The following is a 22543-nucleotide window of genomic DNA, read 5'->3' as shown; positions in this document are numbered from 1 at the left end:
ACAAACGAGCAACGGGCGGGAAATCCCGTGTTGCGAAGCTGCGCGCAGACACCACGCAGCTCTCGCAGCGTCGCGAGCCGCAGCAGACCCCGCAGCAGCACGCCAAAGGATGAGGCCCGTGACCTTCAAGGCTGAGTACATCTGGATCGACGGCACCGAGCCGACCGCGAAGCTTCGCTCGAAGACGAAGATTCTGCCGGGCGAGGGCGCGACTCTGGAGGAGCTGCCGATCTGGGGCTTCGACGGATCCAGCACGAACCAGGCCAAGGGCCACGCCTCGGACCGCGTCCTCAAGCCGGTCTTCGTCTGCCCGGACCCGATCCGCGGCGGTGCCGACATCCTCGTGATGTGCGAGGTCCTCAACACGGACATGACGCCGCACGAGTCCAACACGCGTGCCGCGCTGGCCGAGGTCTACGCGAAGTACGCCGCTCAGGAGCCGATCTTCGGCATCGAGCAGGAGTACACCTTCTTCGACGGCGAGCGTCCGCTCGGCTTCCCCGTCGGCGGCTTCCCGGCCCCGCAGGGCGGCTACTACTGCGGTGTCGGCGCCGACGAGATCTTCGGCCGTGACGTCGTCGAGGCGCACCTGGAGAACTGCCTGAAGGCGGGCCTGGGCATCTCCGGCATCAACGCCGAGGTCATGCCGGGCCAGTGGGAGTTCCAGGTCGGCCCGCTGGCGCCGCTGGACGTCGCGGACCAGCTGTGGGTGGCCCGCTGGCTGCTCTACCGCACGGCCGAGGACTTCGGCATCTCCGCGACGCTGGACCCGAAGCCGGTGAAGGGCGACTGGAACGGCGCGGGCGCGCACACCAACTTCTCGACGAAGGCGATGCGCGAGGGCTACGACGCGATCATCACCGCGGCCGAGTCGCTGGGCGAGGGCTCGAAGCCGCTCGACCACGTCAAGAACTACGGCGCCGGCATCGACGACCGCCTGACCGGTCTGCACGAGACCGCCCCGTGGGACCAGTACTCCTACGGCGTCTCGGACCGCGGCGCCTCGGTCCGTATCCCGTGGCAGGTCGAGCAGGACCAGAAGGGCTACATCGAGGACCGCCGCCCGAACGCGAACGTGGACCCGTACACGGTGACCCGCCTCCTGGTGGACACCTGCTGCGAGGCCCTGGAGAAGGCCGGCCAGGTCTGACCCGCACCCGCTTCCCGACAGGGGCGCCCACCGTCGAACGGTGGGCGCCCCTGTCGTATGTGGCAAGGAAGACAGGGGGTTTGGCCGGGGTGGGACTCGTCGACGGTATTCCCTTCTGGTTCAATAGGGATATGGCCATCACCCAGAACGACACCGCGACAGGTCGTCCCGACCTCGAGCCGTTCTGGCCTTCGCGGCAGCACCACGACTTCGACCGGTGCTGTCGGCGCGTGAGGAACGCGTCGACCCCCTAACGCCCGACCGGCCATCGTCCGGTTCCGCGGCCTTCGGCCGACGCGCACGACGCACGACACCCGTCCGTTCGTTTCTTCGCGCGAAAGAGCTGAGCTCTCATGGCCCACACCCAGACCGGTACCGCGTCCCTGACCGCCGTCCGCCCCCTCCGGCCACGGCTCCGTGCCGTCGATCCCGACGAGGTCGTCGACCTGTCCCGGGTCGCGGACTTCCTGCCACCGGGCGCCACGCTGCTTCCGGCGCCCGCCCACGCACTGCCCACGCTGCCGGGTCGGCCGCCGATGGTCGGCTACCTGGTGCTGCTGCCCGTCGACCAGGAAGCACCGGCCCCCGCCTCCGCGGGCGTGGCCGAGGAGCGGGGGCCGGTGGCCATCGACAGCGCCAAGCGCGTCGCCGTCGTGGACGGGCAGCCGCTGGACCTGACGTATCTCGAGTTCGAACTGCTCTCCCACCTCGTCGCCCACCCCCACCGGGTCCACACCCGGGACCAGTTGGTCACGACGGTCTGGGGGTACGGGCACGTGGGCGACGGGCGGACGGTCGACGTCCATGTCGCCCGGCTGCGCCGCAAGCTGGGCGCCGAGCACCGCCGCACGATCCAGACCGTGCGGCGGGTCGGCTACAAGTACACGCCCTGATCAGGCCCGGGACCTCGCCCTGGCCACCAGGCCGAGGGCGAGGTCGACCACCAGGAACGCCAGCAGGCTGACACCCAGCATCGGGACGAACCAGCCCACGAGGGCCGTCGCCGCGAGCAGCGGCAGCAGCATCGTGACCGGCACCTTCCGCCAGGCGCCGCGCGCGACCGGCCGGCCGGGGCGGCGGAGCCACCACATGCGGTAGCCCCAGACGATCAGCAGGATGAGCGCGAGGGCGAGGGCCGCCAGGGCCAGCTGATTGACCAGGCCGAAGGTCACACCCATGTGCATGTCGATGCCGAAGCGGGTCAGCTGGGCGAGTACCGGGTAGTCGGCGAACCGGAGCTCGTCGATGACGGCGCCGTCGGCCGGGTTCACCGCCACGGAGTCCAGGTGGACGGGGAACTGGGTGTCGGTCTCCTTGACGACGTACCCCTTGCCCTCGGAGGGCAGGACGACGGAGATCCTGCCCTCGACGCCCTTCGCGCGGGCCGCCTCGACGACCCGGTCGATGCCGACGTCCGGGCCCGTGGCGGCCGGGGCCTGGTGGCCGTCCCCGTGGCCCTCGTGCTCCGAGGAGCCGCCGGCCGCGCCTTCGAGGGTCGCGGAGACGGTCGGGGTGGCACCGCCGAGCTGGTCCTGGACCGCGCCGATGTTCTCACCCGCGTACCGCGACCAGGTCAGACCGGTCGCGGAGAGCACGACGAGTCCCGCGACCGCCCACAGGCCGACCGTGCCGTGCCAGGACAGCGTGCGGCGGCGGGACTTGGGGCCGCGCTCGGGGACGACGAGGGACCGGCGGTTCTTGCGCTTGCGGCCGATCCAGAGCGCCAGGCCGCCGAGGGCGATCACCCACAGCCAGCTGGCGGCCAGCTCGCTGTAGTTGCGGCCGAGGTCGCCGAGGTGCAGATCGCGGTGGAGTTCGTCGATCCAGGTGCGCAGCGGAAGGGCGCCGGAGCTGCCGTAGCTGGGCAGCTGGCCCCGTATCTCCGCGGTGTACGGGTCGACGAAGACGGCGAGCGACGTGCCCTCCTCGACGTCGGGGTCGGCCATCAGGACGCGGGTGGTGGCGCCGTCCTCGGCGGAGGGCCAGACGGCGGTGACGGTGCCGTCGGGGTTGACCTTGGTGGCGGCGTGGACCTGCTGGGAGAGGGGCAGGACCTTGTCGCCGACGGGGGCTTCCAGCTCGTGCGCGTAGATGACCTTCTCGGCCTGGAAGGAGAGCGCGTAGAGCAGGCCGCTGGCGGCCGCGACGAGCAGGAAGGGGGCGATGAGGACGCCGGCGTAGAAGTGCAGGCGCAGGACCAGCGGGCGCAGTGCGCTCCAGGTGCTCTTTCCGTCGCTGCTCGCCGGTGGCGTGTCGGGGTGGGCGGGCGCTGCCTCGGTGTCCGGGCGCGCGGGATCGTCAATGGTCATGGCTGTCCTGGGAGTCGGTGTCGACAGGGGGAATCGGCCCCCGGGTCAGACGTGTGCTCCGAGGGCTGTGGCGCGGGGTGCGGACGGCCGGGGCGGGCCGCGCCGGGAGAGGGTGTGCGCGAGGACGACGCCGTGCAGCCGGCGGGTGCGCGGGCGCGGGCGTACGGGGTGGGGGAGTTCGGGGACGCGGACGACGGCGAGCAGCAGCCGCAGCGGGGTGAAGGCGAGGGCCCCGATCGTCCGGGCGAGCGCGAAGAAGGCGGCCTCGCCCCGTGCCAGCCAGACGCCGCAGACCAGGGCGGCGAGGAGGTGGGCGGCGATCATGCCGAGGGAGGAGTGGCCGGCGGCCGTCTCCATCGCCGGGAGCATCGCGGGGTCCATGGCCGTGTGGCCCATGGTCGCGTGGTCGGCCGTCGCCGTGTGGTCCCCGGCGCCCCGCTCCTCGCCCGCGGAGAAGATCAGGTGCAGAGCGGTCTGTACGGCGACCAGTCCGCCGGAGATCGCGTACGTCCCGCGCCTGCGGCCGGTGGCAGGCCAGGCGAGGAGCGCCGTGACGGCGAAGGCGGTGTACAGCGATCCGACGGGGAGGTCGTGCGCAGACATGGACGAATGCCCCACCGCGGCCAATGTCACGCACACCGCCGCGAAGAGCGCGGCTCGCAGGGCGCGTATCGGCGAGCGGGTGTCCGTCATGATTCGGCCATGGTGACACCCCGTGGCCGGAAGCGGGAGACCGCCTCCCCACCTTTCCCGCCCGCCGCCCACTTTCTCCCGTAGAGGAATGAGTGGGCATCGCCTCGTTCCGCGATGCACAGTCGTGACATGAGACTTCTGATCTTGGGTGGTACCGAGTTCGTGGGGCGCGCCGTCGCCGAGTCCGCGCTCGCGCGGGGATGGGAGGTGACGGTCTTCCACCGTGGCAGGCACGAACCGCCCGCGGGGGCGGTCTCGTTGATCGGCGACCGGGTCGCCCCGGGCGGGATGGCCGCCCTCACCGAGGACGAGAAGTCGTCCTGGGACGTGGTCGTGGACACCTGGTCCGCGGCTCCCTCGGTGGTCCGGGACGCGGCCCGGCTGCTCGCGGACCGGGCGGGCCGCTTCGTCTACGTGTCGAGCCGTTCCGTCTACGTCTGGCCGCCGGCGGCCGGTCTGAGTGAGGACGGTCCGCTGGTCGAGGGCTCGCGGGACGCCGGGGAGGTGCCCTACGGGGAGGCGAAGCGGGGCGGCGAACTGGCCGCGGTCGACGCGTTCGGCGCGGACCGCTCGCTCCTCGTCCGCGCGGGGCTGATCATCGGCCCGTACGAGAACATCGGCCGGCTGCCGTGGTGGCTGGGCCGGATCGCCCGGGGCGGGCCGGTGCTCGCGCCGGGGCCGCGTGAGCTGCCGCTCCAGTACATCGACGCGCGTGATCTGGCCGAGTGGACGCTCGACGCGGCGGAGGCCGGGCTCTCGGGCCCGTTCAACATGATCTCGGCGCCCGGGCACACCACGATGGGCGAGCTGCTCGACGCCTGCGTGCGGGCGACCGGCTCGGACGCCGAACTGCGTTGGACTGAGCCGGAGAAGCTGCTCGCGGCCGGTGTCGAGCCCTGGTCCGACCTGCCGGTGTGGATCCCGCCGGGCGAGACGTACGACGCGATACACACCGCCGACGTCTCCAAGGCGCTCGCGACGGGGCTGCGCTGCCGGCCGGTGGCCGAGACGGTCGAGGACACCTGGGCCTGGCTGCGGTCGATCGGCGGGTCGGCGCCGCAGCGTCCGGACCGGCCGCGGCTGGGCCTCGACCCGGAGCGTGAGGCGGCGCTCCTCGCGGACTGACGCGGACCGGTGCGCTCGGGCCGGCTCTGATCGGGACGGGCTCTGATCGGGCCGACTCCCGGCCGGGCTCTCCGGGGCGCCGCCGGCCGGTCGGAGCGTTCGGACTGATGTCCGTGTCGAAGCGGTTGAACGCGTGGGTCCCTCCGTCCGTATCAAGTCCCATGCGACGCACAAGAAAACGTTCGACACGCGCGAAACGAGCGGTGGCCGCCTCCGTCGCCCTGATCCTGGGCGGGGGCGGCCTGATCGCCGCCAATGTGTATGCCTCGGCCGGCCAGGGCTGGGGTGATCCGCCGCCGCCTGACCGGCAGAACGCGGTCTCGACGATCGACTGTCCCGATGTCTCCCAGGAGCTGACCGAGGTACCGGAGTCCGCCCGGGCCTCGGTGGACCGGGAACTCGCCACGCTGGACAGCCAGATCACCGTCGCCTACCAGCGCTTCGCTGACAACAGGGAGCGGGTGGAGAGCGATCCCGCCTTCGCCGAGCAGCAGATCCTCACCCCCCTGAGGAACGAGCGGCTGAACATCCTGCAGCGGATCACGCAGCTGACCGGCAGGCAGTTGGACAGCATGGCGCCCTGCACGCTGCGCGCCGACGACGACGGCGACAACGGCGCCGGACAGGGCGAGGGCGGCGACAACGGTGACGGCGAGGGCCAGGAGGAGCCGGAGGGGCAGTCCGGGAACGGCCCCGAGGCGTCCGACTTCGTCGACATCCAGTCCGTGCAGCCGAACGTGAAGCGGCCGCAGCAGCGCCGCGGCGCCTCGCGCGGCACCTTCGCCACGAACTGCGGGCGCAACGAGAACGGCAAGTTCAACCCGGACAACGTGATCGTCGCGCCGGGTGTGAGCAACGGCGCCCACCACATGCACGACTACGTCGGCAACCAGGCCAACGACGCCTTCGCCAGTGACGACGACCTGGCTCGGGGCCGGACCACCTGCCGCAACCAGGGCGACCGGTCCACGTACTACTGGCCGGTCCTGCGGCTCCAGAACGGGCAGGCGGAGGACGACGCCCAGGCCGACGGCGGCGGCAAGGACCAGAACGTCGGCGAGATCCAGACGCCCGCGCAGGTCACGCTGAACTTCGTCGGAAGCCCGGTCACGAAGGTGACCGCGATGCCGCGCTTCCTGCGCATCATCACCGGCGACGCCAAGGCGTTCACGAACGGCGACGCCAACGCCAACGCGTCGTGGTCGTGCACCGGCTTCGAGGACCGGCAGCTGAAGGACAAGTACCCGATCTGTCCGCAGGGCAGCAAGGTGGTGCGCACGTTCAAGTTCCAGAGCTGCTGGGACGGCCGGAACACCGACAGCGCCAACCACCGTACGCACGTGGCCTTCGCGGACCCGGCGAGCGGGCGGTGCGGGAACGGCTTCCGGGCCATCCCGCAGCTGGTGCAGCGGATCGTCTACGACGTGCCGCCTGGGCCCGGTTTCGCGCTCGACTCGTTCCCCGAGCAGCTGCACAAGCCGGGCACCGACCACGGTGACTTCATCAACGTCTTCGACGAGCGGCTGATGCGGAAGGTGGTGAGCTGCATCAACGAGGGGCGCCGCTGCAGCTAGACCCGCGTCGCGGACAGATCCCGAGGGGGTGTCCGGCCCGCCCGGCCGGACACCCCCTCCGTCATGCCCTAGTGATGTCCGGCGGAGTGGGACGCGTGCGGCGACTGGGAGGGGTGCGATCCGTGCGGCTCGGTGGTCTCGACCTGACCGCCGAGCCGTTCGCGTACCTTCTCCACGGTCCCCGAGTCGCCCGACACGGTCCACTTGCGGCCCACGAGGTACGAACCGCCGTAGTCCTTGGCCTGGTTGAGCCACTCTCGCTGGCCGCGGTCGGTCGCGAAGGTGGTCAGGACGTACGTCCCGTCGTCCGTCGCGCACTTCGCCTGCCGCAGCTCGGCCGCGTCCGTCTGGACGTCGGGCGCGCACTCCGCCTTCGTGGCGATCTCCTCCAAGGTCCCGCTCGCCTCTTCGGGCGTGGACGCGCACCCCGCCAGCATCACGAGCACCGCCACCGCCACCGTTCGTCGCGTACGCATCAGCATCCGCCCATCCTGCCCGCCCGGTCGCGCCCGGAGAAGCGAAATCCGATCGGTTACGGTTTGCTCCGATAGGTCACGATATGGAGGAGTCGACGCCATGCCCGCCATCCCCGCCGCCACCGTCGCCAACCTCCGCGACCTCGGCTCCCTCCCCCTCGGCGGGGGACGCAGCGTCCGTCCTGGCCGCGTCTTCCGCTCCGCCCAGCTCGACCGGCTCGACCCCACCGAGCCCCGGGTCGCGGCGCTCGGCATCCGCACGGTCGTCGACTTCCGTACCGAGAGCGAGCGGGCGGAGCGCCCGGACCAGCTTCCGCCCGGCGCGCGGGTGCTCGTCGCGGACGTGCTCGCCGACCATCTCGCGACCAGCGGTCTGCCGCCCGCCGCCCGGCTGAAGCAGTTGCTGAACGACCCGGCGCTCGCGGACGAGTACCTGGGGGGCGGCAGGGCCCAGGACGCCTTCCGCCGGACCTACCGGGCCTTCGTGAGCTCCGACTCGGCGCGCGCGTCCTACCGGGCCTTCCTCGGCGAGCTCGGCGATCCGCGGACCGGTCCGCTGCTCTTCCACTGCACGGCCGGCAAGGACCGCACCGGGTGGGCGGCGGCGATCGTGCTGTCGCTGCTCGGCGCGGACGAGGAGACGGTCCTCGCGGAGTACCTGTCGGTCAACCCGGCCGTACGCCTGGCGTTCGCGCCGATGATCGAGGGGTTCACGGCGCAGGGCGGCGACCCGGAACTGGCCCTGGCGCTGATCGGGGTCGTCCCCGCGTACCTGGAGGCGGCGCTCGACGAGGTGGCGGTCCGGCACGGCTCGATGGAGAAGTACGTCCGGGAGGGCCTGGGCGTCCCGGACGAGGTGACGGCCGTCATCCGCGAGCGGCTGACGGTGTACGAGGCGTGAGGCGCCGCGACCCGAGCGGGCGCCGGGGCCGCGCTCCGGGAGATCCGGAGCGACGCGGTCCGGCCGGGGTGACCATCGGATGATTCGCTCGTTCTGCTGAACGTGAGCACCCAGGAACTCGCCCCCACCCCTCTCGGCCCGGTCGATGTCGAACAGGCCGAGGCCGCGCTGGTCGAGCACTATCCGCGCCTGGTCCGGATCGCCTATCTCGTGCTGCCGCCGACGCTGGGCAGGAACCGCCGGGTGCTGACGGCGCATGCCCTGGTCCAGGGGGCGCTGCCGCGCCGCAGGACGTCCGGCGGCGTCCCCGGGCCGCGTCGTACCGAGGACGCCGTCGACCCCGGGTACGCGTACGTGCGGGGCGAGGCGCTGCGGCAGGCGCTGATCGCGGGGCTGCCGCTGAGACGCCGGGCGCTGCCGCGGCGGGCGCAGTTCCCTCCGCTGCTGCCGCACGTATGGGGGCTGCGGCTGTTCCCCCGGGCCGGCGGCGCCGACGAACTGGCCCTGGACCAGCGGCTCTCCGCGCTGTCCGGGCCGGCGCGCGCGGTGTACGTGCTGCGGGGGCTGGAGCGGCAGGGCGACCCGGAGGTGCTGCGGGTGCTCGCGGCGGCGGGGGTCCCGGCGGCGGAGGCGGCGGCCGCGCTGGAGGAGGCGGACGGCGTCGAGGCGATGTACGCGCTGCTCGACTCACCCGAGTTCGACCCGTGTTCGCTGCAGGCCCGGCCGACGGATCTGATGCGCCGCCGTCAGCACGGCAGGGCCGCGCTCGCCGCGGCGGCGGCCGTGCTGGTGTGCGGGACGCTGCTCGGTCTGCCGGGGGACGGCTGGGGGCGAAGCGGCGCCGCGGCGCCTGCGTACGCGCGCAATCCGGCGGCCGAGGCGGCACTCGACCCGGGGACGCTGAAGCGGGTCCCGGCGGGCTTCTGGCAGAGCTCGGCACGTACGGACTTCTCGGTGTGGCCGGCCCGGGGCGGGCTGACGGGCGACCGGGCGCTGCTGGGGCGGGCACTGGCGGTCTGGGCGCGCCCCGGTCCCTCGGTGCGGTCGTCGGCGACGCCCGGGACACCGGTCGGACCGCCGATGGGGCCGTCGCAGCTGCTGTTCGCGGGGGAGGTCGACGGATCGCGGGTGGTGCTGCTCCACGACGGGCTGCGGGCGGTGCGGTACGCGGAGCCGGCGGCGGGGGCGGGAAGGGGTGGGGCGGCGCTGGACTTCGCGCGCACGGACGGGGCGGACGCGGTCGGCTCCGCGGCCCTCGTCGTCTCGCGCACCACGGCGAACGTGCGCTATCTGACGGCCCCTTGGGTACGGGAGACGGCGGTACGGGACCTGCTGGCTCCCACGAAGACACCCTGGCGGCTGGAGCGGGACGCGTACGGGGTGACGGAGGTGATGCTCAGTCCGGCGCAGGCGCGCGACTGCACGGCGTGGAACACGCTCCAGGTGCGGGACGCGACAGGGGTGCGGCTGCTGACCGACCTGGGCGAGCTGGTGCCGGCCAGGCTGACCTCGGGGCCGCCGGGCACCGCGCCGGTGGACGGGACGGGGGCGGCGGCCCGGACGGCGTGGGCGAGCACGGCCTGCCGGCTGACGACGGTCCGTTCGCACGGGGTACGAGCGGTCAACGCCTGGCAGTTCGCCACGCAGCGGCTGCCGGAGGGTGGGGGCCGGGCGGCCTGGCTGTGCACCCGGGCCGAGACCTGGCGGGGCACGGGCAGCAGGGTGCTCGCCGAGTTCGCGGCCCCCGCGCCGGGCGGGAGCACGGCCGGCGGGACCGTGCCCGGCGGTACCGCGGCCGTCGTGGCGAAGGCCGAGGAGTCCCCCGCGTGCGGGCCGCGTGAGCCGCGGGTGCTCTCCGGGGTGCTCTGGCAGGCGAAGAGCGGGCAGTGGTACGTCCTGGCCGCCGGCAGCGAGGACTTCGCCTCCCTGCGCACCACCGGCGGGGTGCGGGGCGAGGCCGAGGGGCGACTTCTCGCGGTGAAGGCGAAGGCGGGCGCCCGGGCGGACCTGAACGGCACGCTGGACGACGGGACGAGGGTCGGCGCGCTGCGCTAGTCGATGCCGGCCGGGCGGCGCGGCACGTCGCCGTCCCGGCCCGAAGATTCCGCATGCACGAGCCTGTTGCCAACTGCTTACTCCTCAGTACATTGACGTCATGTCTAATACGCAGCCTGCACCGGTGGCGTCGGAGCACATCGAACTCAAGGCCCGCAAGGTCTCCTTCGACTGGGAGGAGACCCCGCTCCACTGGGTTCCCGGCGACCCGTTCACGACCCACACCATCAACGTGCTGCACCTGCTCCTCCCGGCCGGCGAACGCTGGTTCGTGCACGTCTACAAGCAGGTGCTCCCCTTCATCACCGACGACCGGCTGCGTGCGGACGTCATCGGCTTCATCGGCCAGGAGGCCGTGCACTCCCAGGCGCACGACGACGTGCTCCCGCACCTCAAGAAGCTGGGCCTCGACCCCACTCCGTACACCGCCCAGGTGGACTGGTTCTTCGAGAAGCTGCTCGGCGACCGGACCCTGCCGCCCGGCCGACCCCGCCGCTGGTGGCTGATGGAGCGGGTCGCGCTCATCGCCGCCATCGAGCACTACACCGCCTTCCTCGGCAACTGGGTCCTCAACGCCGAGGAGCTCGACCGCAGGGGCGCCGACCCGACCATGCTGGATCTGTTGCGCTGGCACGGCGCCGAGGAGGTCGAGCACCGCTCCGTCGCCTTCGAGCTGTTCATGCACCTCGACGGCGGCTACCGGCGCCGCGCCCGCACCTGGGCCACGGCGTTCACCGCGATGGTCTTCCTCTGGCAGCGCGGCACCCGCTTCTTCATGGAGAACGACCCCACCCTCGTCAACGGCAGGGCCTCGGTCGGACAGCTGGTCCGCAAGGGCCGGGAGGGCGTGCTGCCCTCCACGCCCGATCTGCTGCGCGCGGTCCCCCGCTACCTCAGCCGGACCTACCACCCCTCCCAGGAGGGGAACACCGCCCAGGCCGTCGCCTATCTGGCCAACTCCCCCGGCGCCAACGGAGGTCGCTGACCATGCCACGTCTGCGTACCGTCGTCCTGATCGCCGGGGCCGCGGTCCTCGCCAAACGGGCCGTGCGCCGCCGGATCGACGCCGCCCCGCTGTGGCCGATGCCCGCGCTCGACGAGCCCGTCTCCGGCCGTGGCCGGCTCGCGACCGTCACCAGGAGGGTGCTGGTCACCGAGCGGGCCGAACCGGCCGAGGGCGTGGTCCGGCTCCGCCTCGAAGGCACCGGCCTGCCGGCCTGGCAGCCCGGCGCCCATGTCGACCTGGTGCTTCCGTCCGGTCTGGTGCGCCAGTACTCGCTGTGCGGGGACCCGGCGGACAGCGACGCGTACACGGTGGCGACCCGGCTGATCGAGGACGGCCGCGGGGGCTCGCGCGAGGTGCACGAACAGCTCCACGAGGGCACGGAGATCGAGATCCGCGGCCCGCGCAACCGCTTCCCGCTGGTCGACTCCCCCGCGTACGTCTTCGTGGCGGGAGGCATCGGCATCACCCCCGTGCTGCCGATGCTGCGGGCCGCGGAGGCGGCCGGCGCCGACTGGCGGCTGCTGTACTGCGGCCGCAGCCGGGCCACCCTGCCCTGGCTGGACGAGATCGAGGGGCTGGGCGCGGAGCGGGGAGGCCGGGAAAGGGTGACGGTGATCACCGAGGACGAGTCGGGGCCGCCCGATCTGGGCTTCCTCGCCGAGGTCCCCGAGGAGACGGCGGTGTACTGCTGCGGCCCGGAAGGACTGATGGACGCCGTGACCGCCGCGATGCCGGCGGGCAGGACCCCGCATCTGGAGCGCTTCTCCCCCGCCGCGGCGGCCGGCGGCGGCGCCTTCGAGATCGAACTGCGCCGCTCCGGTCGTACGGTGACGGTGCCGGCGGACCGGTCGGTGCTCGCCGCGGTGCGCGACGAGCTGCCGGGCATCGTGTACTCCTGTGAACAGGGCTTCTGCGGAACCTGCCAACAGCGCGTCCTGGAGGGCGAGATCGACCACCGCGACGAGCTCCTGACGGACGCGGAGCGCGGCGACTCGATGCTGATCTGTGTCTCCCGCTGCGCCGGGGAGCGGCTGGTCCTCGACCTCTAGCGAGCGGCGAGCCCGGCCCCCGGCGCGACGAAGGGCCCGTTCGAGCGCTCGAACGGGCCCGCGCCGGGCGCGGTGTCCGTCACGGAAGGATCAGCCAGTCGAAGACGAGCGCCGCGGAGAGGCCGCCCACCAGGAGCCAGGTGCCCAGCCGGGTGCGGCCGTTGCGGGAGAGCTCGATCACCACGCCGCAGAGGATCATGGCCAGCCCGTACACCCCGACGACCAGGACGGACGTGCGGCTCGCGAGCCTGATCACCAGGACCGCCGCCATGGCGACCAGCAGAACGGACGCGGCCGCTATCCGCAGTTGGCGTGCCTGCTTCGGGCTCAAACCGGAGGTGCTCATGTCGTGGGAGCGTAACGGACGGCGGTTAGGCTGTTCGCATGACGACCGGGGTGCGACGCAGGATGGGCGTCGAGGAGCGCAAGCAGCAGCTGATCGGGGTGGCTCTCGAACTGTTCAGCCACCGCTCTCCCGACGAGGTCTCCATCGACGAGATCGCCGCGGCCGCGGGGATCTCGCGGCCGTTGGTCTACCACTACTTCCCCGGCAAGCAGAGCCTGTACGAGGCGGCGCTGCGGCGGGCGGCCGACGAGCTGGCCGCCCGCTTCCTGGAGCCGCCGCACGGTCCGCTCGGGACGCGGCTGCTGCGGGTGATGGGCCGGTTCTTCGACTTCGTGGACGATCACGGACCGGGTTTCGCGGCGCTGATGAGGGGCGGTCCCGCGGTGGGCTCCTCCACCACCAACGCGATGATCGACGAGGTGCGGCAGGCGGCCTACGAGCAGATCCTGGCCCATCTGAACGTCGGGAAGCCGTCCGCCCGGCTCGAACTGGTCGTCCGCTCCTGGGTGTCGCTCGCCGAGTCGACGGCGCTGATCTGGCTGGACGGGCGCCGCGTGCCGCGCGCCGAGCTGGAGTTGCAGCTGGTGCACGACTTCGCGGCGCTGGCGGCGGTGAGCGCGGCGTACGACGAGGAGATGGCGGACGTCCTGGTCCGGATCCTCGCCGACGAGCCGTCCGACGGGCCGTTCGGCGACCTGGTGGGCCGGCTCGCGGCCCTGGTGCCGCGGGTGCCCGCGCAGCGGCCGGCGTAGCCGCCCGGCCCCTCCCGGGCCCGTCGTCGGCCTCGGTTCTCGCGGTGGGAGGGTTCGAGGCCGCGATCCGCGGCCCGGGGGCACTCCCGGTGGAACGGATGTCCGGCCGGACCTTACGGTGATCGTCATGAGCGCACACGTGACCTTCCGGCAGGCGGACGACCGCGACAGGGACCTTCTCGTGGGGATCTTCGACGGGCTCGCGCGGTGGATGGTCCGACGCGGGATCGACCAGTGGAAGCCGGGCGACAAGACCGCGGAACACTTCCGGGCGCGGATCGCCGACGGCGAGGTGTGGCTGGCCTCGGCCGGGGGCCGGGTCTTCGGCGCGTACGAGCTGTGGTGGGACGACGAGCAGGCGTGGGGTCCGCAGCCGCCGGTGGCGGGCTACGTCCACCGGCTGATGACCGACCGGGAGTCCGCCCCCGCCGGCGCGGGCCGGACGCTCCTCGCCCACGCGGAGGGGCGGATCAGGGCGGGCGGGCGGGGGGTGGCCCGGCTGGACTCCGTCTCGCGCAATCCGCGACTGCGGACGTACTACGAGGCCGCGGGGTACACGGCCGTCGGTGAGGAGCCGGGGAAGACCGCCGCCGACGGCACGCGGTACGGAGTGATCCTGCGGGAGAAGCCACTGGTCTGACCCGGCCGGGCCGGAACGCGCGGCGAGGCCGGCCGGGAGTTCCCGGCCGGCCTCGCCTCGTGTGCGCCTGCCCGGTCAGCGGGCGGTGAAGACCGCCACGGTGCGGGCCGGGACCGTGAAGGTGCCCGAACCCGTCTCGTACGACGCCGACTTGACCACGGAGTCCGCGCCCGCGGCCTGGACCGGGTGGAGGGTGTGGCTCTTTCCGGCCAGGGCGGCGACCCGCTGGGTCTGCCGCTCGGGAGTGGCGTTGAAGACCACGACCAGGCCGCCGAGGCGCATGGTGATCACGCCCGGGGTCTCGCCGGTGCCGGAGAGCGGGAAGGACAGGGCGTCCTGGACCTGCCCGGCGGTGGCGAGGGAGAAGGCGGACTCGGTCGTCCGGATCTTCTGGAGGTCGCGGTAGGCGGCCGAGGCGCCGTCGATCTGCGCGCAGCCGACGGTGAGCGACGGGGCGGTCAGCAGCGGCTTTCCGTAGCCCCACTTGGCCTTGTTGTCGGCGGCGGGGGGCAGCCCCCGGCCGAAGCCGTTGCCGTTCCGGCAGTCCCAGTGGATCGCGTTGTACCAGTCACCGCTGTCGTACGAGTTGCGGTCGAGCGACTTGGAACGCAGCAGGTCCGAGCCCGCCTGGGAGAGCGCGGGGCCCTGCGAGAGGGTCGCCGTCGCCATGGCGAGGACCTGCATCCTGGCCCGGTCGGCGGCCGAGGTGGTCGCCGGGAGCTTGAAGGCCAGCGCGTCGTACAGGGTCTCGTTGTCGTGGGCGTCGGCGTAGGCCAGCGCGTCGCCGGGTGCGGCGGCGTATCCGGCCGGGGCACCGTTGTAGTCGACCTGGCTGCCCTTGACCGTACGGCCCGAGGTGTCGGTGAAGGTGTAGTCCGCGAGGTTGCCGCTCAGACCGACCTTGATCAGGTCCTGGTAGTGCAGCAGCCGGGCCTTCTGCTGTTCGGGGGTGCCGTTGGCGGTCGAGGAGTTGGGGTCGGTGAAGAGGCCGGAGGCGAAGCCCTGGACGCCCGGGTCCTCGTCGAAGGGGCCCCCGCCGCGGACGGCGTCGCGGGCCCGGTCGGAGAAGGTCGCGACGCCCGTGCCGGCCATGTTCTTCTGGGTGGCCTGGACGAAGCGGGAGTCGTCGGCGATCTCGCCGAAGTTCCAGCCCTCGCCGTAGAGGACGATCGCCTTGCCGTCGACACCGTCCTTGGCGACGGTCAGCGCGTCCAGGGCCTTGCGGACGGCGAGGATGTTCTCCTTCGGGTGGTGGCCCATGAGGTCGAAGCGGAAGCCGTCCACCTTGTACTGCTTGGCCCAGGTGACGACGGAGTCGACGACGAGCTTGCCCATCATGGCGTTCTCGGGCGCGGTGTTGGCGCAGCAGGTGGAGGTGGCCACGGAGCCGTCGGCCTGGAGCCGCTGGTAGTAGCCGGGCACGACCCTGTCGAGGACGGACTTGTCGGACTGGCCGCTCGCCACGGTGTGGTTGTAGACCACGTCCATGACCGTGCGCAGTCCGGCGCCGTTGAGGGACTGGACCATCTGCCGGAACTCGACCGTGCGGCGGGTGCCTTCGGGGTCGGTGGCGTAGGAGCCCTCGGGGACGGTGTAGTGCAGCGGGTCGTAGCCCCAGTTGTAGGCGTCCTTGGCCGCGGCGGCGGCCACGCAGACCTGCTGCTCCTCGGAGTCGGGGGCGTAGACCTTCAGGTCGCAGGCCGGCTCGGTCTGCGCGGACTTCTTCTCGGGGATGGTGCCGATGTCGAACGCCGGGAGCAGGTGGACGTAGGACGTCCCCGAGGCGGCGAGGGCCTTCAGGTGCTGTGAGCCCTTGCTGCCGGCGTCGGTGAAGGCGAGGTAGGTGCCCTTGTGCGCCGGGACGGTCGTGCTGTCCGCGAGGGAGAAGTCGCGGATGTGGAGCTCCTGGATCTGGGCGTCCCGCAGCGGTACGGCCGCGGGCTTGGCGAGGCTCTGCCAGCCCTTGGGGGCGAGCTTCGGGTCCGCGAGGTCGACGAGGAGGCTCTGGGCCGAGTCGGTGGTCAGGGCGGTGGAGTAGGGGTCGGTGACCTTGTTGGTGACGAGCTGCCGGACGCTGGGCGCCCAGACCTTGACGACGTACCGGTACGGCTTGCCCGTCCAGGCGCGCGTGCCGGTGACCGACCAGACGCCGGAGGCGTCGTCGCGGCGCATGGGGACGGCCCTGCCGTCGAGTTCGAGGGAGACGGACTGGGCGGTGGGCGCCCAGAGGGACAGGGTGGGGCGGCCGGCCCGGAACACCGGGCCGAGCGCGGCGCCGGTGGCCTTCGCCGCGTAGAGGTCGTCGAGGACGCCGGCGAGCTGGACGCCCGTGGCGGTCAGGACGGCACCGTTCGCGGCGTACTGGGCGGCGACGAGCTGCCCCTTGAGCGCCCCGCGGACGCGGTCGCGGTCGCGGTCGCGCGGGTCGACCGTGAAGGCGCCGTAGGACTTCAGGTGCGGGAAGGCGGCCTTCTGGGCGTCGGTGAGCTGCGTCGGGTTCAGGCGCAGGACCTGGCGGTCGCCGGTGAGCGTCCCGTTCTCGACCGTGATCGAGCCGTCGCGGGAGGCGAGCAGGACGCTGGAGGCGGCGGTGTCGGCGCCGTTCCAGGCGAGGGTGGTCTCGTCGATCCAGATCGCCTGGGCCTTGGTGAGGTCGAGCGCGGCCCCGCTGCCCTTGGGCTGCGGGAGCAGGTACTTCTCCTGGCCGCCGAGGAGCCACACCTCGTGGCCGTCGGCCTTCAGGTCGAGGGACTGGTCGGTGGGCAGGTCCTTCTCGTCGCCCTTGTGCAGGATGTACGAGAGGGAGGTGGCGCCGGCCGCGAGCGGGACCTCGTAGACCGCTCCGTAGGCGTCGGTGCGCACCGGCTCCAGCGGCTTGCTCCAGTCGGTGGGGTTCGCGGCACCGGTCCAGGTGTGCAGGCCCCAGCCCGCGTGGTCGCCGTCCGCGCGCTTGTAGTGCAGGACGGCCTTCGTCGTGTCCTGCGGGGGGTACGCGCCCTCGGGCGCGGCGTCGAGGACCTCGGGCCTGCCCTGCTCGATCCAGACCTCGCCGGTCTTGGAGAGGTCGATGGCGCGGTCGGCGTCGGTGTCCTTGACGCCGTCCTTGTTCACGGCGATGAAGCCGACGGAGGAGGCGCCGGGCTTGAGCTTGACGTAGGCGAAGGCGCCGTAGGCGTCACGGCCGGTGAAGGGCTTGCCGGCGGGCCAGGTGGTGCCTTCGCCGTCGGCGATGTCGCCCCAGGTGTACAGGCCCCAGTCGGCGTAGTCTCCGTCGGCGCGCTTGTAGTGGACGATGGCGTAGTCGCGCTGGGTGGCCGTGGGCGGCTGTTCGACGGCCGGGGCTCCGCTGGTGGTCGCGGCGGTCGCGCTCGCCGTGCGGCCGGCGCTGTCGACGACGACGGCCTTGTAGCGCAGGGCGGTTCCTTCGGGCGCGGTGACCTTCTGGGTGACCTTGTAGGGGGCGTGGTCGGCGGAGCCGAGGACCTGCCACTTCCCGTTGCCGGTCTGGGCGGCGAAGACGACGCGGTTGAGCTGTCCGCCCTGGACGTCGGCGGTCAGCTCGACGGTGCCGGTGGCTCCGGCCTCCGGGGCCTTGAGCGTGATGGCCGGTGCGGCGGCGGGCGCGCCGAGCGGCTTGGCCGCCTTGAGGACGAGGGAGCCGAGCGCCGGGACGGTCACCTTGATCTTCGTGTCGCCGGCGCTGGTGACGCGGGTGTCGCCGCCGTGGATCGCGGTGAAGGCCATGCCCGCGGAGCCGGTCGGGATCTCGACGGTCCTCGCCTCGGTGGAGCTGTTGGCGGCGACGACGTACTCGGTCCTCGCGCGGGCGTCGGTGCGGGAGAAGGCGTAGACGGAGCCCTCGGCGTACCGCTGCTGCTGGACGCCGTCGCGCAGCGCGGGGTGCTCGCGCGTGAGCTTCGAGAGGGCGGCGATCTGCCGGTAGAGGGGGTGGTTCGGGTCGTACGCGTCGGTGGCGTGGGTGCGGTCGGTGCCGAGCTGGTCGTCGTCGAGGTAGTCGGCGGTCTTCGAGGCGAAGAGGGTCTGGCGGGAGTCCTTGTCGCCGCCGGCGCCGGTGTAGCCCTGTTCGTCGCCGTAGTAGACGACGGGGTTGCCGCGGCCGAGGAACATCAGCTCGTTGGCGAGGCGGTAGCGCTGGAGCAGTTCGGCGTCGCCGGCCTGCGGGTTGTCCTGCTTGAGGAAGGTGCCGAAGCGGCCCATGTCGTGGTTGCCGAGGAAGGGCACCGACTCGTAGGCGTTGGCCTTGTCGGTGGTGTAGCGGTAGTCCTGGCCGAAGAGGTTCGCCAGCTTGTCCGCGGAGCCGCCCTGGGAGGCGAAGGCGCGGGCGGCGTCCTGGAAGGGGAAGTCGAGGGTGGCGTCGAGCCGGCCCTCGGTCACGTACGGGGCGGTGATCGCCGGGTCGGCGGAGTAGACCTCGCCGAACATGAAGAAGTCGTCGCGACCGCGCTTGGCGGCGTACTCGTCGAGGGCGGTGGCCCACTGGGTCCAGAAGGCGGTGTCGACGTGCTTGACGGTGTCGATGCGGAAGCCGTCGATGTCGAAGTCGCGGACCCAGCGCTGGTAGATCTTCTCCATGCCCGCGACGACCTCGGGGCGCTCGGTCCACAGGTCGTCCAGGCCGACGAAGTCGCCGTACTGGGAGGACTCGCCGGCGAAGGTCGAGTCGCCCCGGTTGTGGTACATCGTCGGGTCGTTGAGCCAGGAGGGAACCTTGAGGTTCTTCTTCTCGGCCGGGACGACGGGGGTGCGGGGGAAGGAGTCCGTGTCCACGCGCGGGAACGTTCCGTCGGTCGCGGCGGCGCGGTCGTCGAAGGGAACGCCGTCCTTCGTCAGGTACGGGAAGGCGCCCTTGGAGAGGTAGTCGTAGGTCTTCTCCTTGTAGTCGACGACGTCCGCGGTGTGGTTGGTGATGACGTCGAAGAAGACCTTCATGCCCTTGGCGTGGGCCTGGTCGATCAGCATCTCCAGGTCGGCGTTGGTGCCGAAGTGCGGGTCGACCTGGGTGAAGTCGGTGATCCAGTAGCCGTGGTAGCCGGCGCTGGCGTCCTTGCCGGTGCCCTGGACGGGCTGGTTCTTGAAGATCGGCGCCATCCAGATGGCGGTGGTGCCGAGTCCCTTGATGTAGTCGAGCTTCCGGGTGAGGCCCTTGAGGTCGCCGCCCTGGTAGAAGCCCTTGTCGGCGGGGTCGAAGCCGGTGTCGAGCCGCGTTCCGGTGAGACCGCCGCGGTCGTTGGAGGTGTCCCCGTTGGCGAACCGGTCCGGCAGGACGAAGTAGAACTGCTCCCGGGTGAGGTCGTGACGCGCGGGCTGAGCGGCGAGCGCCTTGTCGGACGGCGGGGGTGGGGGCGGGGGCGCGGCGGCCGCGGGGAGGGCGGGCACCAGCGCCGCGCACAGGGCGGTGGCCACGGCGGCCGCCGTTCTCTTGCGTATCACGGTTCTCCCTGGAGGTACGGGAAGGGGGGCCGCCCCGGCGGGGCGGCCCTGGTGGGAGGTGCTGTCAGTTGCGGAAGGTGTCGTTCAGGACGATCTGGCCGGAGGCGGGGACCGTCGCGGTGCGGTTGGCTCCGGATTCCCAGGTCACGTTGCCCGCGGCGTCCTTGCGGACGTACTTGTACTCGAAGGTCGTTCCGGCGGGCAGCGAGACGTCGAGCTTCCAGACCGGGTACGAGGCCGGGTCGAGCTTCGGGGCCGCGGACGGGGACCAGTTGCCCAGCTCCGCGCGGTTGCCGGTCACGTGGATGTTCTGGCCGACGGCCGTGGTGGCGTCGACGTTGAAGGCGGCTCCGCCGCTCGCGGGCGGCGGGGTCGTCGTGCCGCCGCCGCAGCTGCGCGCGTTCACGTGCAGGGCGAGCGCCGTGTTGGACGGCAGGGTGGCGGTGAACTGGCCCGCCGTGTTCACCGTCACGCCGGTGTTGGACTGCACGTCGCAGTAGGTACCGGCCGGCAGTCCGGTCTGGAAGGTGCGGGTCAGCGACGAGCCCTCGTGGTTGAGGGCGACGTACGCCTTGTCACCCCGGCCGAACGCGATCGCGTTGTTGCCGTTGTCCCACCAGTTGCCGACCGCCGTGCCGCGCGCGGCGTTGCGGAAGCCGACCATCGAGGCGATCTCGCGCCAGGCGTGCTGGCACTTCCAGCCGTCGCTGTAACAGGCGTTGACCTGGCCGGCGTTGGGGGCGCCCGCGTCCTTGTCGGACCACTCGTAGCCGGAGTGGACGTCCGGGGAGCCGTAGGGCCAGGCCAGCATGAAGACGCTCGCCAGGGTGTAGGTGGCGCCGTTCTTGTAGTTGAGGGTGTCGCCGCCGCGCTCGGTGTCGTGGTTGTCGACGAAGACGCCGGACTTCCCGGAGGCCATGTAGCCCCAGGACTCGCCGAAGTTGCTCAGGTACGCGAGCTTCTCCGAGCCGAAGATCCGCTTGAGGTCCCGTGCGTAGCGGAACTCCTGGACGTCCCCGTTGCCCAGGTACTCGCTCGGCGCGACCGCCTCGCCGGCCCCGTATATCGCCTCCTGCTTCCAGTAGACGCCCGGGTTGCTCAGCCGCGACTTGATGTTCGCGAGGTCCGCGGCCGGCATGTGCTTGGCGGCGTCGACGCGGAAGCCGTCCACGCCGAGGGAGAGCAGGTCGTTCATGTAGGCGGCGATCCGGCCGCGGACCCAGTCCTCGCCGGTGTCGAGGTCCGGGAGGCCGACGAGCTCGCAGTTCTGGACGTTCGCCCGGTCCTGGTAGTTCGAGATCGTGGCCCGGCAGTCGTCCATGTCGGCGCCCGAGTACAGGCCGGGGTAGTCGTACTTGGAGAACGAGGTCCCGCCCGTTCCCGTGCCCGACGCGTTGGCCATGTGGTTGATGACGGAGTCGGCGACGACCTTCACGCCCGCCGCGTGGCAGGTGTCGATCATGGACTTGAAGGCGGTGCGGTCGCCGAGAGGGCCGGCGATCTTGTAGCTGACCGGCTGGTACGCGGTCCACCAGGTGGAGCCCTGGATCCGTTCCTGGGGCGGCGAGACCTGGACGTATCCGTACCCCGCGGGGCCGAGTTGCTCGGTGCAAGCCTTCGCCACGGAGGCGAACTTCCACTCGAACATCACCGCGGTGACGTCCTTCTCACCGGGCGGGGCGGCCTGCGCGGGGGTCGGTGCCGTGACGGCCACAGCGGCTCCCGCCACGAGGGCGAGTGCAGCGGCCACGGTCTTACTGGCCATGTTGTCCTCCTGCTGACTTCACTGTCGCAAGATGTTGCCGAAACTAGCAGCAACTGTTTTCAGCCGTGACCGTACGAGTGCCCCGACCCCCGGTCAACCCTTGGGACCCCTCAATGCAGGGAGTTACGCAAGGAGTTGCAGCGAGGTTCCGGCCGGCGGCTGCGCCGTGGACCCTCGCACCACCAGCTCCGGCTGGAAGACGAACTCCGTGCGCTGCACGGGGTTTCCCTCGACCTCTTCCAGGAGCGCGCCCACCGCCGCCGTGGCCATCGCCTGCACGGGCTGGCGCACGGTGGTGAGCGGCGGGTCCGTGAACGCGATCAGCGGCGAGTCGTCGAAGCCGACGACCGACACGTCACGGGGCACGTCGAGGCCCCGGGCGCGGACGGCGCGGATCGCGCCGAGGGCCATCAGGTCGGAGCCGCAGACGATGCCGGTGCAGCCCTGGTCGAGCAGGATGTCGGCCGCCGCGTGCCCGCCCTCCACACCGAACAGGGTGGGGCGGACGAACCGTTCGGCCTCCGCCCGCTCGATCCCGAGCAGGTGGTGCAACTCGGCCGCGAACCCCTCCGCCTTGCGGCGGGAGGGGACGTAGCGCGTGGGGCCGATCGCCAGACCGATCCGCTCGTGGCCCAGCTCGACCAGGTGCCGTACGGCCATCCGCGCCGCGGCGCGGTCGTCGGGCGAGACGAAGTTGGCGTCGACCCGCTCGTTGAAGCCGTTGATGAGGACGAACGGGACGCCCCGCGCGGCCAGCCGGACGTACCGCTCCGGGTCCGCGCTCGCGTCGGCGTGCAGCCCGGAGAGGAAGATGATGCCGGTGACCCCGCGCTCCTCCAGCTGCTCGACCAGCTCGTCCTCGGTGGCGCCGCCCGGCATCTGGGTGCAGAGCACCGGGGTGTAGCCGTGCCCGGCCAGGACCTGCTCGATGACCTGGGCGAAGGCCGGGAAGATCGGGTTGGTCAGCTCGGGCACGACCAGACCGACCAGACCTGCGCTGCGGCGTTTGAGCCGTACGGGACGCTCGTAGCCGAGCACGTCGAGCGCGGCCAGGACCCGGTGCCGGGTCGCTCCGGCCACGCCCGCCTTGCCGTTGAGGACCCGGCTGACGGTGGCCTCGCTGACGCCCGACTGGGCCGCGATGTCCGCGAGCCGCGGGGGGGCGGGGGCGGCCCCCCCCCGGGGGGGGGGGGGGACGGCCCCCCCCCCACGGGGGGGGGGGGGGGGCGGGGCCCCGCCCCCCCCCCCCGG

General features: G+C 72.2%; 17 protein-coding genes. 10 read left to right on the top strand and 7 right to left on the bottom strand.

The features are described 5' to 3' along the window. Positions 1-118 precede the first annotated feature (118 nt). Together glnII and AB0D99_RS26965 are read left to right on the top strand one after the other, a co-directional pair. The gene (glnII, locus tag AB0D99_RS26970) at positions 119-1150 is read left to right on the top strand and encodes a glutamine synthetase (RefSeq protein ID WP_362367461.1); all 1032 of its coding nucleotides are present in this window, start codon (positions 119-121) and stop codon (positions 1148-1150) included. A 353-nt stretch (positions 1151-1503) separates the two neighbouring features. Then, entirely contained in the window at positions 1504-2043 is a 540-nt protein-coding gene (locus AB0D99_RS26965) for a winged helix-turn-helix domain-containing protein (RefSeq protein WP_362367458.1), read from the top strand. Here the strand turns inward: AB0D99_RS26965 and AB0D99_RS26960 are convergent, their stop codons facing one another. Both AB0D99_RS26960 and AB0D99_RS26955 read right to left on the bottom strand, forming a co-directional pair. Beyond that, positions 2044-3459: a PepSY domain-containing protein gene (locus tag AB0D99_RS26960; RefSeq protein WP_362367455.1), complete on the bottom strand. Its 1416-nt coding sequence runs from the start codon at positions 3457-3459 to the stop codon at positions 2044-2046. Between the two features lie 45 nt (positions 3460-3504). Then, on the bottom strand, positions 3505-4062 hold the full coding sequence (locus AB0D99_RS26955) for a hypothetical protein (RefSeq protein WP_362367452.1): 558 nt from the start codon (positions 4060-4062) through the stop codon (positions 3505-3507). Between the two features lie 219 nt (positions 4063-4281). On the opposite strand from AB0D99_RS26955, the gene AB0D99_RS26950 reads away from it, so the two are divergent. Together AB0D99_RS26950 and AB0D99_RS26945 are read left to right on the top strand one after the other, a co-directional pair. Then, positions 4282-5277 (top strand): NAD-dependent epimerase/dehydratase family protein, encoded by a 996-nt coding sequence (locus AB0D99_RS26950; RefSeq protein WP_362367449.1) that lies wholly within the window; start codon positions 4282-4284, stop codon positions 5275-5277. 161 nt (positions 5278-5438) lie between these two features. Beyond that, positions 5439-6851 (top strand): DUF1996 domain-containing protein, encoded by a 1413-nt coding sequence (locus AB0D99_RS26945; RefSeq protein ID WP_362367446.1) that lies wholly within the window; start codon positions 5439-5441, stop codon positions 6849-6851. 68 nt (positions 6852-6919) lie between these two features. On the opposite strand, the gene AB0D99_RS26940 is transcribed toward AB0D99_RS26945, so the two are convergent. Further along, complete coding sequence (locus AB0D99_RS26940; protein WP_362367443.1) at positions 6920-7327, bottom strand: hypothetical protein; 408 nt, start codon at positions 7325-7327, stop codon at positions 6920-6922. A gap of 100 nt (positions 7328-7427) precedes the next feature. On the opposite strand from AB0D99_RS26940, the gene AB0D99_RS26935 reads away from it, so the two are divergent. The 4 genes from AB0D99_RS26935 (at position 7428) to AB0D99_RS26920 (ending at position 12338) form a co-directional block, all read left to right on the top strand. Further along, the gene (locus tag AB0D99_RS26935) at positions 7428-8228 is read left to right on the top strand and encodes a tyrosine-protein phosphatase (protein ID WP_362367440.1); all 801 of its coding nucleotides are present in this window, start codon (positions 7428-7430) and stop codon (positions 8226-8228) included. 93 nt (positions 8229-8321) lie between these two features. Further along, complete coding sequence (locus tag AB0D99_RS26930) at positions 8322-10283, top strand: hypothetical protein (RefSeq protein ID WP_362367612.1); 1962 nt, start codon at positions 8322-8324, stop codon at positions 10281-10283. A 100-nt stretch (positions 10284-10383) separates the two neighbouring features. Next, entirely contained in the window at positions 10384-11268 is an 885-nt protein-coding gene (locus tag AB0D99_RS26925) for a metal-dependent hydrolase (protein WP_362367437.1), read from the top strand. Continuing rightward, on the top strand, positions 11265-12338 hold the full coding sequence (locus tag AB0D99_RS26920; protein ID WP_362367609.1) for a PDR/VanB family oxidoreductase: 1074 nt from the start codon (positions 11265-11267) through the stop codon (positions 12336-12338). The genes AB0D99_RS26925 and AB0D99_RS26920 overlap by 4 nt, the downstream gene beginning before the upstream one ends. Before the next feature lie 79 nt (positions 12339-12417). On the opposite strand, the gene AB0D99_RS26915 is transcribed toward AB0D99_RS26920, so the two are convergent. Next, positions 12418-12684 (bottom strand): hypothetical protein, encoded by a 267-nt coding sequence (locus tag AB0D99_RS26915; RefSeq protein ID WP_362367434.1) that lies wholly within the window; start codon positions 12682-12684, stop codon positions 12418-12420. Positions 12685-12722: 38 nt separating this feature from the next. Between AB0D99_RS26915 and AB0D99_RS26910 the strand changes: the two genes are divergently transcribed. Continuing rightward, positions 12723-13436 (top strand): TetR/AcrR family transcriptional regulator, encoded by a 714-nt coding sequence (locus AB0D99_RS26910; RefSeq protein WP_362367431.1) that lies wholly within the window; start codon positions 12723-12725, stop codon positions 13434-13436. Positions 13437-13563: 127 nt separating this feature from the next. Beyond that, complete coding sequence (locus tag AB0D99_RS26905; RefSeq protein ID WP_362367428.1) at positions 13564-14076, top strand: GNAT family N-acetyltransferase; 513 nt, start codon at positions 13564-13566, stop codon at positions 14074-14076. A 75-nt stretch (positions 14077-14151) separates the two neighbouring features. On the opposite strand, the gene pulA is transcribed toward AB0D99_RS26905, so the two are convergent. The 3 genes from pulA to AB0D99_RS26890 form a co-directional block, all read right to left on the bottom strand. Continuing rightward, entirely contained in the window at positions 14152-19527 is a 5376-nt protein-coding gene (gene pulA / locus AB0D99_RS26900; RefSeq protein ID WP_362367425.1) for a pullulanase-type alpha-1,6-glucosidase, read from the bottom strand. A gap of 64 nt (positions 19528-19591) precedes the next feature. Next, on the bottom strand, positions 19592-21292 hold the full coding sequence (locus tag AB0D99_RS26895) for a carbohydrate-binding module family 20 domain-containing protein (RefSeq protein WP_362367422.1): 1701 nt from the start codon (positions 21290-21292) through the stop codon (positions 19592-19594). 123 nt (positions 21293-21415) lie between these two features. After that, the gene (locus AB0D99_RS26890; RefSeq protein ID WP_362367606.1) at positions 21416-22435 is read right to left on the bottom strand and encodes a LacI family DNA-binding transcriptional regulator; all 1020 of its coding nucleotides are present in this window, start codon (positions 22433-22435) and stop codon (positions 21416-21418) included. Between the last annotated feature and the right edge of the window lie 108 nt (positions 22436-22543).

Source organism: Streptomyces sp. NPDC047971 (assembly GCF_040653355.1).
Classification (GTDB): domain Bacteria; phylum Actinomycetota; class Actinomycetes; order Streptomycetales; family Streptomycetaceae; genus Streptomyces.
This window is presented reverse-complemented; position numbering and strand designations above follow the sequence as displayed.